This is a genomic window from Rhodococcus sp. PvR099, from assembly GCF_017833315.1.
GTDB lineage: Bacteria > Actinomycetota > Actinomycetes > Mycobacteriales > Mycobacteriaceae > Rhodococcus_G > Rhodococcus_G oryzae.
The window spans coordinates 4230657-4243588 of sequence record NZ_JAFIBV010000001.1 but is presented as its reverse complement, the minus strand read 5'-3'; the positions used below and the strand labels follow the sequence as shown (position 1 = coordinate 4243588).

12 protein-coding genes are annotated in these 12932 nt (G+C 68.3%); 3 read left to right on the top strand and 9 right to left on the bottom strand.

Annotated features, from left to right (window positions below):
• Window positions 1-2: 2 nt before the first annotated feature.
• The gene (locus tag JOE46_RS19540) at window positions 3-1967 is read left to right on the top strand and encodes a M13 family metallopeptidase (protein ID WP_209928153.1); all 1965 of its coding nucleotides are present in this window, start codon (window positions 3-5) and stop codon (window positions 1965-1967) included.
• Between the two features lie 34 nt (window positions 1968-2001).
• Here the strand turns inward: JOE46_RS19540 and JOE46_RS19535 are convergent, their stop codons facing one another.
• The gene (locus JOE46_RS19535; RefSeq protein WP_209928152.1) at window positions 2002-3381 is read right to left on the bottom strand and encodes a DUF2252 domain-containing protein; all 1380 of its coding nucleotides are present in this window, start codon (window positions 3379-3381) and stop codon (window positions 2002-2004) included.
• A gap of 20 nt (window positions 3382-3401) precedes the next feature.
• Window positions 3402-5165: an ABC transporter ATP-binding protein gene (locus JOE46_RS19530; protein ID WP_209928150.1), complete on the bottom strand. Its 1764-nt coding sequence runs from the start codon at window positions 5163-5165 to the stop codon at window positions 3402-3404.
• A gap of 79 nt (window positions 5166-5244) precedes the next feature.
• On the opposite strand from JOE46_RS19530, the gene JOE46_RS19525 reads away from it, so the two are divergent.
• Window positions 5245-5823 carry a TetR/AcrR family transcriptional regulator gene (locus tag JOE46_RS19525; RefSeq protein WP_209928148.1) on the top strand — a complete coding sequence of 193 codons (579 nt, stop codon included), beginning with the start codon at window positions 5245-5247 and terminating at the stop codon, window positions 5821-5823.
• Between the two features lie 72 nt (window positions 5824-5895).
• Here JOE46_RS19525 and JOE46_RS19520 read toward each other — a convergent pair whose 3' ends face one another.
• The 7 genes from JOE46_RS19520 to JOE46_RS19490 all read right to left on the bottom strand — a co-directional run bounded on the left by JOE46_RS19520 (window position 5896) and on the right by JOE46_RS19490 (window position 12224).
• Window positions 5896-6834: an Ig-like domain-containing protein gene (locus JOE46_RS19520; protein ID WP_209928146.1), complete on the bottom strand. Its 939-nt coding sequence runs from the start codon at window positions 6832-6834 to the stop codon at window positions 5896-5898.
• A 217-nt stretch (window positions 6835-7051) separates the two neighbouring features.
• Window positions 7052-8263 carry a serine hydrolase gene (locus JOE46_RS19515; protein WP_209928144.1) on the bottom strand — a complete coding sequence of 404 codons (1212 nt, stop codon included), beginning with the start codon at window positions 8261-8263 and terminating at the stop codon, window positions 7052-7054.
• 5 nt (window positions 8264-8268) lie between these two features.
• Window positions 8269-8856, bottom strand: a complete 588-nt coding sequence (locus tag JOE46_RS19510; protein ID WP_077040151.1) for an HdeD family acid-resistance protein — start codon at window positions 8854-8856, stop codon at window positions 8269-8271.
• A gap of 111 nt (window positions 8857-8967) precedes the next feature.
• Window positions 8968-10014, bottom strand: coding sequence for a non-homologous end-joining DNA ligase (gene ligD / locus JOE46_RS19505; protein ID WP_097213788.1), 1047 nt, complete (start codon window positions 10012-10014; stop codon window positions 8968-8970).
• Window positions 10014-11060: an ATP-dependent DNA ligase gene (locus JOE46_RS19500; protein WP_209929199.1), complete on the bottom strand. Its 1047-nt coding sequence runs from the start codon at window positions 11058-11060 to the stop codon at window positions 10014-10016. Before JOE46_RS19500 ends, ligD begins: the two co-directional genes overlap by 1 nt.
• Window positions 11061-11137: 77 nt before the next feature.
• A complete protein-coding gene (locus JOE46_RS19495) occupies window positions 11138-11905 on the bottom strand; it encodes an alpha/beta fold hydrolase (protein WP_209928142.1) in 768 nt (255 codons plus the stop codon).
• Window positions 11906-12011: 106 nt separating this feature from the next.
• Window positions 12012-12224, bottom strand: coding sequence for a dodecin (locus JOE46_RS19490; protein ID WP_097213785.1), 213 nt, complete (start codon window positions 12222-12224; stop codon window positions 12012-12014).
• A 132-nt stretch (window positions 12225-12356) separates the two neighbouring features.
• Here JOE46_RS19490 and JOE46_RS19485 point away from each other — a divergent pair, with 132 nt between their 5' ends.
• Window positions 12357-12929, top strand: a complete 573-nt coding sequence (locus JOE46_RS19485) for a hypothetical protein (protein ID WP_097213784.1) — start codon at window positions 12357-12359, stop codon at window positions 12927-12929.
• Window positions 12930-12932 lie beyond the last annotated feature (3 nt).

Here is a 12932-nt window from a genome sequence, read left to right as displayed (position 1 = left end):
GCATGACGACGCCCGCTTCCGGAATCGACCTCACCCACCTCGACCAGGGCATCCGCGCGCAGGACGACCTGTTCGTCCACGTCAACGGCAAATGGCTGGACGACTACGTGATCCCTGCCGACCGAGCGGTGGACGGTGCCTTCCGCACGCTCTACGACCAGGCCGAGGTCGACGTGCGGGCGATCATCACCGAGTCCGCGGAGGCCCGCGGCGCGGAGGGCACCGATTCGCAGCGCATCGGCGACCTCTACAGCTCGTTCATGGACGCCGACGCCGTCGAGCGGGCCGGGCTGGAACCGATCGCGGGCGAGCTCGCCGCGATCGACGCGGTGAGCGACCTGTCCGCGCTCGCGGGACTGCTCGGTGAGCTGCAGCGCACCGGCGTCTCCGGGGCGATCGGAAACTACGTCGACACCGATGCCAAGGACTCCACGCGCTACCTCGTGCACCTGACCCAGTCCGGGATCGGGCTGCCCGACGAGTCCTACTACCGCGAGGATTCCTACGCCGAGACCCGCGCTGCCTACCTCGACCACGTGCAGAAGATGCTCACCCTCGCAGGCAGGCCCGACCCGGCCACCGACGCGCAGACGATCCTCGACCTGGAGACCCAGATCGCCGCAGGCCACTGGGACGTGGTGCGCAGGCGCGACGCCGAACTCAGCTACAACCTGGTCACCCTGGCCGGCCTGTCCGCCGAGAATGATGGATTCGACTGGGCTGCTTGGGTGTCCGGCCTCGGCGGCACACCTGATACCTTCGCGGAGCTGGTGGTCCGCCAGCCCAGCTTCCTGACCGCGCTGACCGCACTCTGGACGCAGCGCCCCCTCTCCGAGTGGAAGGCGTGGGCTGCCTGGAAGGTGATCCACTCGCGGGCCGAATACCTGACCGCGGACCTGGTCGCGGAGGACTTCGCGTTCTACGGCACCACCCTGTCCGGTACCGAGGAGAACCGCGAACGCTGGAAGCGCGGCGTCTCATTGGTGCAGGACCTGCTCGGCGAGTCCGTCGGCAAGCTCTACGTCGAGCGACATTTCCCGGCCGAGGCAAAGGCCCGGATGCAGGAGCTGGTCGCGAACCTGCAGGAGGCGTACCGCCGCAACATCTCCGAGCTGGAGTGGATGAGCCCGGATACCCGGAGCGCGGCGCTGGCCAAGCTGGAGAAGTTCACCCCGAAGATCGGCTACCCCGACAAGTGGAGGGACTACTCCGGGTTGGTCATCACCGCGGACGACCTGGTCGGCAACTACCGTCGCGGGTACGCCGCCGATCACGACCGCGACCTGGCCAAGCTCGGCGGACCGGTGGATCGCGACGAGTGGTTCATGACCCCGCAGACGGTCAACGCCTATTACAACCCGGGAATGAACGAGATCGTCTTCCCCGCAGCGATTCTGCAGCCGCCGTTCTTCGACGCCGCCGCGGACGACGCGGCGAACTACGGCGGAATCGGTGCGGTCATCGGACACGAGATCGGGCACGGCTTCGACGACCAGGGCGCCAAGTACGACGGCGACGGCAACATGATCGACTGGTGGACGGACAGCGACCGCACCGAGTTCGGCAAGCGCACCAAGGCGCTGATCGAGCAGTACAACGAGTTCGAGCCGAAGGCGTTGCCGGGCCACAAGGTCAACGGCGAGTTCACCATCGGTGAGAACATCGGCGATCTCGGCGGCCTGTCCATCGCGGTCGAGGCGTACCGGATCGCGACGGACGGCAAGGACTCTCCCACCCTCGACGGGCTGACCGGCCTCCAGCGCGTCTTCTTCGGCTGGGCGCAGGTGTGGCGGACCAAGGCCAGGAACGAGGAGGCCATCCGCCGCCTCGCCGTCGACCCGCACTCGCCGCCGGAGTTCCGCTGCAACGGCGTGGTGCGCAACCTCGACAGCTTCCACGAGGCATTCGACGTCACGCCCGATGACGCGCTCTACCTCGAACCCGAGCGCCGCGTCCGCATCTGGTGATGCACCTGCGGCGCGGTGGTGCGGTCACGGAGCCTCAGGTCTCCGTGACCGCGCTACTGCGGCAACGCCGCACTTCCTCGTAGTCCAGCCGGTTCTGCTCGCCGTAGACCACCGCGAAGTCCGCGATGGCCTCATCGAAAACGGCTCCGTTGCCCAGGTATCCGGCAATCGCGGCCGGATCACCGGTGCGGGCGTGGGCTCTGGCCAGTGCAATCGCACACAGCCGCGCGTACGCCCGAAGCCCGGACGGGTCCATCGCCGCGATGCTGAAGGAGCCCTTCTTGTCCCGCAACTGCCGGACATAGAAGTCGCGGCCCAATGTGCCCGACCCGGGAAACCATCCGAGGAACGGGTCGCTCGCGCTCTGGATCAGCCGCTGTCCCTCGACCACCCGTCTGCCCTGGTCACGGTGCGGCGAACCGGGAACGTACGGCGCAAGCACGGACGGCTGCGCCTCCTTGATCTGCAGGAACAGCGGGTCCTGGGCGCTCTCGCCCACGAACAGCGCCATGAAGCCGAGCATGCCTACCGATCCGACCCCGACGACCTTGCTGGCGACGTCCTGGAATCGGTAGCGCTCCACCAGTTCCCGCCGATCCCCCGCCAGGGTCCCGAGATAGCGCTCGAAGGAGGCCCGGAGCAGATCCGTCACCTCCGCATGCCGCTCGTGCGGGAGCCGGGTGATCAGGGGTGGCTCGTCCTTGATGAGGAACCGGCCGTTCTCGTACCTGGCGAACCGCTTGAGCGAACCGAGCTGAGTTCGCCGCTCCGCCTTGGCCATCACGGCCTCGGCCGCCCCGACCTGACGAGCGGTGATCCGATCCCGCAGCCCGGCCAGCATCGCGTCCGCCTCGATCCGGAGATACCAGACGTCCAGCGCGGGCATCTGCGCCGCGTGACGGATCGTCTCCCGGTATGCGGCACCCACGATCAGTGCCGCGGCACGCGCGTCCGACGCACTGTGACCATTCGTCGCCGCGGCCACCAGCACCGAGGTCGCCAGCCGCTTGAGGTCCCATTCGAAGGGCCCGCGATGCACCTCGTCGAAATCGTTGAGGTCGAACACGAGCCGCCGGTCCGGGCCTGCGAACAGCCCGAAGTTCGCGAGGTGGGCATCCCCGTTCGCCATCACCGTCAGGTCAGTTCGCGCGCAGTGCGCCAGATCCCACGCCATGACGGCAGCCGAGCCACGCAGGAAGGTGAACGGCGAGGCCAACATTCGCTCGAATCTGAGCGGAACCAGTTCTGGAATCCGATTCGCGTTCTGCCGGTCGAGGATCGACACCGGATCGGGCCGACACGAGGACGGCTCCCACGAACCGTGCGCCCCGCGCGGGATCCGGGCACGCAGATGCTTGCCTCGCCGCCGGCGTTCGGCGGCGGGCTCGGACGTATCGAAGGCTGCGACGGCCACCGTCCGAGCCTACCGCCGCCCTAGACGGCGACCTTGAGGTCGACCCCGATTCGCAACGCAGTGACCAGTTCCCGGTAGAGCTGGTCCGACTCCATCAGTTCCAGGTGGGTACCGCGTGCCCGCACCTGGCCGTGCTCCATCACCAGGATGGTGTCGGCGTCGATCACGGTCGAGAGCCGGTGCGCGATGGTCACCACGGAACCCGTCTGCGACAGCTCCCGGATCATGTCGTGGATGGCGGCCTCGGTCCGGCCGTCCACCTGCGCGGTTGCCTCGTCGAGGAGCAGCACGTCCGGGCGGCGAACGATGGCCCGCGCCAGAGCGATTCGCTGCCGCTGCCCACCGGAGACGTTGGTTGAGGACAGGTCGCTGTCGAGTCCGTCGTCGAGCGCACGCACGGTCTCGTCGAGGTGCACCGCACGCAGCGCGTCCCACACCTCCTCCTCGGTCGCCTCGGGGTGGGTGAACAACAGGTTCGACCGGATCGTGCCCGGCACGATGGGCGTCTCCTGCTCCACATACGCCAGCCGGGAGCGAACCTGGTCGAACGGCAGCTCCGAGTAGGGCACGCCGTCGAGCAGGATCTCACCGCTCTCCGGGTGCAGGAACCGCAGCAACAACGAGAACAGGGTGGTCTTGCCCGCCCCTGACGGCCCGACGATCGCGGTGTGTCCGAGTGCCGGGATCTGCGCGCTGACCCCGCGCACGGACGGCTCGGTGCCGGGGGCATACCTCGCGACGACGTCGACCAGCTCGAGCACCGGCACGTCGGGGGACGGTCGCAGCGGCTGGACCTCGACGGCTGCGTGCTCCTCGACCTCCATGTCCTGCACCTCGCGGATCCGGCTCGCCGCGGCGATCCCGGACTGGACGAGCGAGATGTTCTGCGCCATCGCGGTCACGGGGGCGGTCAGGAGGAAGGCGTACAGCAGGAACGCCACCAGCCCGGAGACCGCGAGCGCGTCCGTGCTCACCCGGTACGCACCGAAGGCGAGGATCCCGATGATCGCGAGCTGCATCCCGCCGCCCGCGATGATCCAGACGAGAGCGGTGACCCGAACCGCCTTGACGCTGTGCAGCTGTGAGTCCTTCGCGTCGATGATGATCCGCTCCGCCTCGCGAGCCTCCGCGCGGCTGGACTTGACCGTCCGGATGGCGCGCAGCGCGCCCTCGAGCACACCGCCCAGCCGCCCAACCGATTCCTGCGCCTGCCGTTGCGACTTCGCGACCTGTGGCATGAGAACGAGGGCCAGGGCACCGACGACCAAGAGGGAGGCCACGGTCGCCCCGAACAGGACGAGGTCGAGCATCGCCATCAGGACGAGGGTGCCGATGATGCTGACGGCGCCGTTGAACAGCTCGACCAGGCTGGACGAGGTCGCCTCACGCAGCAGAACGGTGTCCGAGGTGACCCGGGTGACCAGTTCGCCAGACGGCCGCGCCGTCAGGCTGCCGACCGTGGAACGGAAGTACCTGCGCACGATGGATTCTCGCGCGTCGTAGACCACGCGCGCTGCCAGTGTGCCGAGCAGGATCCACTGGAAGTACCCGACGACACCGGTGAGCACGAGCACACCGAGGAGCGTGAGAACGGGCGTGAGCATCGAGCCGTCGCTGCTGAGCGTGTCCAGGATCTGCTTGATGATCATCGGCGTCGCCAGTCCCAAGGCGGTGACGATGATCCCCAGCACCAAGCCCAGGCCGAGGACCTTCCGGTGCGGGCGTATGAAGGACCACAACAGCCGCACGTTCGGCCAGCTCACAGACGCCGGGGAATCACTCATGTTCACCAGTGGAACATCCACGTCCCATTTCTGTCAATGAAAGTTCCATTTGGGAACAATCCACTGCTACCGTGAGGACATGTCGACCGTGACTGTCCCCGAATCGGGCACCAAAGCACGCACCCGTCGCGCCATCCTCGACGCGGCGGTCGACGTGCTCGGCCAGAACGCGGCCGCCTCCCTCAGCGAGATCGCGGCGGAGGCGGAGGTGGGTCGCAGCACCCTGCACCGTTACTACCCGGAGCGCATCGATCTGGTCCGCGCGCTCGGCGAGGACGCCCTCGACAAGCTCGGCGCGGCACTCGAACGGTCCCGGCCAACCGAGGGCCCCGCGGACGCGGCGCTGCGCCGGATGAGCCACGAGTGCTTCGACCTCGGGCCCCTGCTCTCGCTCATCTTCGGCGACCCGCAGGCATTGTCGAACTCGGCGTTCTGGGAGGGACTCGGCGCGGTCGACGCGCCGCTGCTCGCCCTGATCGAACGCGGCCAGGCCGACGGCACCTTCTCGTCGGAGCTCAAGGTCCGGTGGATCCGCCGGATGCTGTGGTGGTGCCTGCTGACCGGGTGGGAGAGCTTCAACAAGGAGGGCTACTCGCGTACCGACGCGATCGAGTCCATCGACCTGACGGTCGCCCGTATCACCAATCCCGATCTGTAGCCCGCCTCATACGAACGATGCGCGCACGATCACCGGGTGATCGTGCGCGCATCTCAGGCGCTGAAGACTCCGCTACCGGTTCCAGTCCCCCAGTCCGTCGGAGCCGTTGAGCGTCCCGCCACTGGTGTTCGTCACGATCACCGGGTCGCCCTTCTTCGCGTTCTCGAAGAACCACTTGCCGTCCTCGGTGCTCACGTTCAGGCAGCCATGGCTCGTGTTGCTGCTGCCCTGCTGGTTCACCGACCACGGCGCCGCATGCACGAAGATGCCGCTGTTGGAGATACGGGTCGCGTACTCGACGTAGGTGCGGTAGCCCTCCGGCGCGTCGATCGGGACACCGTAGGTCGACGAGTCCATGTACATGTCACGAAGCTGCTCGCCGACGATGTAGGTGCCGTTCGGCGTCTCGTGGCCGGTCTTGCCCATCGAGGTCGGCATGGTCTTGACCACCTCGCCGTTGCGGGTGATGGTGATCTGCTTGGTGTTGTCGTCGGCGGTTGCCACCAGCGCGTCGCCGATGTGGAAGGCCGAGCGCACTCCGCCCGCCTCGACCACGACGTCGGTACCTGCCGGCCAGAACTCGGCCGGCCGCCAGCGCACCTGGCTGTCGTTGATCCAGTAGAAGGAGCCGTCGACCTTCGGGCTGCTGCTGATCTTGATGGCCCGCTCCGCGGTGGCGCGGTCGTCGATGGCCTCGTCGAACCGGATGATGATGGGCTGCGCGACGCCGACCACCTCACCCTCGGACGGGTTCAGGCTGGGCGCGGAGAAGTTGGCGGGCCCGACCTGCGGCTCCACCGGAGGCAGCGGCGCGAGGGGCGCCGCGGGCGCAGGCAGTCCGGGCAGGGTCGGCAGGGTGGGCAGAGCGATGTCGGGACCACCGGGAAACAGCGGTACCGCCTGCGCGGGGACGACCAGCGCCGTGCCTGCTACCGCGGCACCGATCAGGGCCGTCGCGACCCGATTCGTCCAGCGCCGACGACTTGTGGTCCCGGTCTCGATCTTGCGCATTCACGTCCCATCATCCGACTGCAGAAGAGCTCGGCTGATCCCGCGTTCGCAGGCGTCGCCGATTCCAGTAGACACAACAGCTTCGCCATTGGCCAGGAGCCACTCCACCCAGACGGCCTGGTCGAACGGCTCCGGCCCAGGTCGCGCGGGTGGCGACCCCGGTAGGTGATCCGCCTCTCAGCCGCCGGATCACCGCGCCAGGCGGCCAGTCAGGGCACTAGCGCCCACGCACCGTTTTCTGCGCCACCGCGCCGAGCCGGGCCAAGCGCAGGTCGCCAAGAGCGGTCAGCGCGTTGCCCATCCGATTGGTGACGAAACCGAGGGCGAGGCCGGTCTCCGGGTCCGCGTACGCCCCCGACCCGCCGACCCCGTAGTGGCCGAACGCAGCCCTGGGCTGGGACCGGTTCGCGATGAACACCGGGTGATAGCCGAGCCGCCAGTTCACCCGGGCGCCGAGGACATAGTCGCGTCCGAAGGTCTGCACCTCGCCCATCCGCTCGATGGTGTCGGAGGAAAGGAAGCGCCTGCCGTCGATGACGCCGTCGTTCGCGATCGCCGCATACATCTTCGCGAGTGCACGCGAGGTGAACACGCCGTTCCAGCCCGGCATCACCGCGTCGTGCACTATCGGGTCGCGGACCAGCTCATCGAACCCCTCCGGCATGCCTGCCTCCGCGAGCCCGTTGAACGGGCGCAGCCGCGTCATCACCGAGGAGGCCATGCCCCAGGACACTGCGCCGGGGCTGAGGTGCGGGAACAGCTTCGCGATCCGGTGCCGATGCTCGGGCGGTACCCGGTACCAGAACTCCTCGACGCCGAGCGGCTCCGCGATCTCGGTACGCACCACATCGGTGAAGCCACGTCCGGTCGCCCGCGCCACCGTCTCCGCGACGATCCACCCGTACGTGACCGCGTGGTACCCGGGGCCGCTGAGCCGGCGCGGGTCCGGCCGCGCCGCGGCGAGCGCGGCGACCACACGGTCGTAGTCGAGGAGCCCGGTCTTGCCCGGCACCAGCCCCCGGATCCGGTGCAGGCCCGCCCGGTGGGTGAGCATGTCCCGGATCGTGATCCGCTCCTTGCCCGCCGAGGCGAACTCCGGCCAGTAGGTCGCCACCGGTTCGTCGTAGTCGACGACACCGCGGTCGGCCAGCCGGTGCAGCACCGTGCTGGCCACGCCCTTGCCAGTGGAGAAGGACAACGCGACGGTGTCGCGCCGCCAGCGTCGGTCGCGGTCCGCCCAACCCGCCCAGATGTCGAGCACCAGTTCGCCGTTCACGTAGGCGGTCAGGGCTCCGCCGCCGTTGTTCGGCTGCCGGTACATCGCGAAGAACCGATCGGCCAACGGCAGGAATTGTGCGTCGACGTGCATCTCGGTCGGTGCGCTCCCGCCGCCCGCGGGCAGGCGGGAGCGACCGCCACGCCTACTCATGCCGGTCAGACCACTCCCGCACGCTTGGCGGCGGAGCGGAGCTGGAATGCCCCGGCCACGAACACGATTCCGAAGATGATGGCGAAGAAGCCGACCAGCCAGACGAGGCTACTGACGCCCTCGACCGGGAAGATGACCAGCAGCAACCCGAACAGGACCGCGAGGATGCCGGCAATCAGGAGCCACACCCACTGTCCGCCGACGGATTTCACCTTGAACGAGCCCATGATCTCGAGGATGCCGACCAGGATCGCCCAGAATCCGATCACGTAAACGGCCACGAGCACGGTGACCTCAGGCCACGCGAAGGCCACGATGCCGGCGAGCACGGACACGATGCCGCCGATCAGCCACCACACCCAGCCGGTGACGATCTTGCGCGCCTGGATCGACCGGACCACCTCGACGAGGCCGTCGACGATCGCGTACACGCCGAAGACGACCACCATCGCCCACACGGTGACGCCAGGCCAGACCAGCGCAACGATGCCGAAAATGACGGCGAAGATGCCGCGGATCAGCAGCAGCCACCAGATGTCCTTGCCGATCTGCAGCATTGCCTCGTTGCTGTCAACGATAGGGTTCTCCGTCATCGCATCCTCCGATGCTCGTGCGTGCCTGAACAGCTGATTCGGAGCCTAGTACCTCGACCTCGAAGTCTCTCGACGATTCACGCCGGATCCGTCGGGGGCGCGGGCGTGACGCTATTTCCGGTCCCTGTCCTTGCTCGGCTGCACCCGCTTCGGTTCGCCCGGCATCTTCGGGTACTGCGGCGGATACGGCATGTCGCCCAACCCGTTCGCCGCATCCCGCTCCGCCATTTCCAGCAGCGCGTCCAGCGAGTAGGCGATGTCATCGATCCGGGCGGCCGGGTCGCCGCGTCTGGCCACCAACTCGGGCACGGTGGCGATGGTGAAGTCATCCGGCTCGACGTCCGGCAGTTCCGCCCAGGTGACCGGGGTCGACACCGTCGCCCGCGGGGTCTTGCGGACCGAGTAGGCCGACGCCACGGTCTTGTCCCTGGCCGTCTGGTTGAAGTCGATGAAGATCCGTTCGCCGCGTTCCTCTTTCCACCACGCGGTGGTCACGCGCGTCGGGTCGCGGCGCTCGATCTCCCTGGCCACCGCGATGGCCGCGCGGCGCACCTCGATGAAGTCCCAACGCGGTTCGATCCGGACGTACACGTGGACCCCGCGGCCGCCGGAGGTCTTCGGGAACCCGACCAGCCCCAGTTCCTCGAGCAGCGGTGCGAGGACATCCACCGCCACGGCCCTGGCCTCCTCGAACCCAGTGCCCGGCTGCGGATCCAGATCGATGCGCAGCTCGTCGGGCCGGTCGGGGTCGGCACTCCGCACCGGCCACGGATGGAAGGTGACATTGCCCATCTGCGCAGCCCAGACGATGTCGGCGGCGTGCCGCACCCGCAGCGCGTCGGCCGTGCGGCCGTTGGGGTTGGTGACCGTGCAGGTGTCCAGATACTCGGGCCGCTTGGCGGGCAGTCGCTTCTGGTAGATCTCCTCGCCCTCGATACCGTCCGGGAAGCGCTGCAGGTGCGTTGGCCTGTCCCGGAGGGCGGTCATGATCCCGGACCGTCCGCCGTCGAAGAGCGCGATGGTCCGGTAGTACTCGACCAGATCACGCTTGCTGCCGCCCTCCGCGCCGAGCTGTGGGAAGTAGATCTTGTCGGGACTCGAGAGCCGGACCGCGATGCCGTCCACGTCGAGTTCCATGGCCGGTGCCTTTGCCGCCATCAGTCCTCCCCCGCCAACACATCACTCAGGTCGTAACGCACCGGGACCTCCAGTTGCTCGTAGGTGCATTCACGCGCCTCGCGGTCGGGCCGCCATCGCAGGAACCGCGCGGCGTGCCGCAATCGATCCCCCTCCATCTGGTCGTACGCCACCTCCACCACCAGCTCCGGACGCAGTGGTACCCATTGGCGATCCTTGCCCGCCGACCACCGGCTGGCCTCGCCGTCGTACACCACGTCCTCACCCTCGCGGTAGGGCTGCAGCAACTCGAGCATCTCGATCCGCTTGGCCGCGGTGAACGCGGAGGCCCCTCCGATCATGTGCAGCTCGTCGCCGTTGTAGAGGCCGAGCAGCATGGATCCGATACCTGGCTGGCTCTTGTGTGGCCGATAGCCGATCACCACACAGTCCGCGGTCCGGGCGTGCTTCACCTTGATCATCTCGCGCTTGTTCGGAAGATATTGCCCCGCAAGCTTCTTCGCGACCACTCCGTCGAGCCCGGCGCCCTCGAAGGCGTGGAACCACTCCTGGGCGAGCGCGGCGTCGGTGGTGGCGGTCGTGACGTGGCAGGACGGGCCGCCGCCGACATGGTCGAGCAGGATGTCGCGACGCTCGCCGAACGGCCGCTTCGTCAGGTCCTCGTCCCCCAGCGCGAGCATGTCGAATCCGATCAGCTGCGACGGAGTCCGCTCGGCCAGCAGGGTGACCCGACTCTCGGCCGGATGGATCCGCTCCGACAACGCCTCCCAGTCCAGCCGGGTGCGGCCATCGATCTCGCGCGGCACCACCAGCTCACCATCGAGCACACAACGGACGGGTAGCTCGGCCCGCACCGCCGCGATCATCTCGGGAAAGTAGCGGCCCAGGTCCTTTCCGCTCCGGGAGCTCAGGACCACCTCGTCACCGTCACGAAAGACGATGGCGCGGAATCCGTCCCATTTCGGCTCGTACGACCACACCGGCTCCTCGCCGTCGGGCTGAGTCGGGACCGCGGGCGCGGCCTTCGCCAGCATCGGTTGCAGGGGCGGTGTCAGCGGCAGCTCCACGCACCCATACTTGCGCACCGGGCCGGTATTGGCGAGGGAACGCGCCCTGGCCGCCGCCGATCCTCCAGTAGGCGCGGTCACGCGCCGCGCTCCCGTCGGATCGGCGCCATCGTCGGCACCGGTTCGGTGGTCAGGAATTCCAGGATGATCCGGTTGCAGAGTTCGGGCTTCTCCACCAGCAGGCCGTGCGAGGTACCCGGTACCACCGCGAGCTCGGCATTCGGCAGGCCGCGGTACAGCTCGAGCGTGTGCTCGAGGGTCACCTCGTCGTCGTCACCGACCATCACCAGCGTCCGGCCGGTGGCCCGTCGCAGGTCGTCCACGGTCAGCGTCGGCTCCTCGAGGTGCAGCCGGCTCAGCTTCGCGACCACGACCGGGTGGTGCCCGGCACCGTCCGGTGACACCTCGGCGTACATGTCCGCGAGGAAGGCAGGCGACGGCTGGTCGGTATCCACGACCCCCGGTTCCCAGCCGTCCCGGTGAAAGACGCCCGCGACGCAGACCAGCCGCCGGACCAGGTCGGGCCTGCGCAGGGCCACCAGCAGTGCCACGGTGGCACCGTCACTGCACCCGAGCAGATGGACAGGCGCGCGTGGGACCGATTCGAGGAACGCGATGGTGTCCAGGGCCATCAGGTCGAAGGTGATGGGACCAGGCGTGTCCGGCGTGTGTCCGTGACCGCGACGCTCGGGGGTGAACAGCCGAAACCGGCGGGCCAACCCGTCGATGTTCGGCCCGAAGGCGCGCGCGTCGACGCCGCCCGGGTGCAGCAACACGAGCGGATCGCCCTCGCCGTGCTCGTCGTACCAGGTGTTCAGGTCCCCCAGTCGCACATAGCCCGCCACCGCCGGCCTCCCTCTGCATCAAGTCACGGCACCGCCGTGGTCGGCGTTGCCGTAACTATGACCACGCGGGGAGCCGGAACTCATCGGTCGGCGCGCGGGAACCCGCTCATTCGGCGTCGAGCCTGAACCCCAGTTTGAGGGTCACCTGGACGTGCCCGATGGCGCCGTCCTGGATGTGTCCCCTGGTGCCCACCACCTCGAACCACTCGAGATTGCGGACGGTCGTACTCGCCCGGGCCACCGCCTGCGCGATGGCGTCGTCGATCCCCTTGCTCGAGGAACCAACGACCTCGGTGACGCTGTAGACGTGATCGCTCATCGGTCTTCCTCACTCGTCGGTGACGGAAACTCCCCGACCAGCGTATGGCGGCCCCGCCGTCGACGGGAGGGGTTTCCCGGTGCGGACAGGACGAGCGGCGGCCGGGTCGGGGCCGGGTGATTCAATTGCACAATGACGCTCAACCGCCTCCAGCGTGGACTCGCCGCCGCGAGCCTGATGCTCGCCGCCCTCACGCTCGGCGCCTGCGGCAGCGACATCACCGGCCGGGCGGTGCCCGAGGCCGGCGGCGTCGTGGCCGACACCCTGTTGCCTGATGTACCGGAGGCGGACGCAGGGGGCACCGTCGAGATCGACGTCGAGATCGGCGAGTGCGTCGAGCTGACCGGCACGGTCGACGATGCGAACGTGGCGAAGGCCCCCTGCGGCAGCGCCCCGGCGAACTACAAGGTGATCGGTAAGGCGCCGACCAACGCGCAGTGCGTGAGCGATGCCGATTCCTACTACTACGAGACCCTGATGGGCGACGAGCAGGGCGCACTCTGCCTCGACATCGACTGGGTGGTCGGCGGGTGCATGGATCTGGCCGACGATCAGCCCATCCACATCGACTGTGCGACCCCCACCCGCGAGGGCGTCCGGGTGGCGGAGATCATCACCGACGTCACGGACGTCGAGAAGTGCTCCACCCCCAGCGGATTCGTCTACGACGAGCGCAGGTTCGCCGTCTGCACCGACGACCTGTAGCCG

Coding starts and splice junctions, on each gene's coding strand:
- JOE46_RS19540 (WP_209928153.1), top strand. CDS start 3: ATGACGACGCCCGCTTCCGGAATCGACCTCACCCACCTCGACCAGGGC.
- JOE46_RS19530 (WP_209928150.1), bottom strand. CDS start 5,165: ATGAGTGATTCCCCGGCGTCTGTGAGCTGGCCGAACGTGCGGCTGTTG.
- JOE46_RS19485 (WP_097213784.1), top strand. CDS start 12,357: ATGACGCTCAACCGCCTCCAGCGTGGACTCGCCGCCGCGAGCCTGATG.
- JOE46_RS19515 (WP_209928144.1), bottom strand. CDS start 8,263: ATGAGTAGGCGTGGCGGTCGCTCCCGCCTGCCCGCGGGCGGCGGGAGC.
- JOE46_RS19510 (WP_077040151.1), bottom strand. CDS start 8,856: ATGACGGAGAACCCTATCGTTGACAGCAACGAGGCAATGCTGCAGATC.
- ligD (WP_097213788.1), bottom strand. CDS start 10,014: ATGGCGGCAAAGGCACCGGCCATGGAACTCGACGTGGACGGCATCGCG.
- JOE46_RS19490 (WP_097213785.1), bottom strand. CDS start 12,224: ATGAGCGATCACGTCTACAGCGTCACCGAGGTCGTTGGTTCCTCGAGC.
- JOE46_RS19525 (WP_209928148.1), top strand. CDS start 5,245: ATGTCGACCGTGACTGTCCCCGAATCGGGCACCAAAGCACGCACCCGT.
- JOE46_RS19520 (WP_209928146.1), bottom strand. CDS start 6,834: ATGCGCAAGATCGAGACCGGGACCACAAGTCGTCGGCGCTGGACGAAT.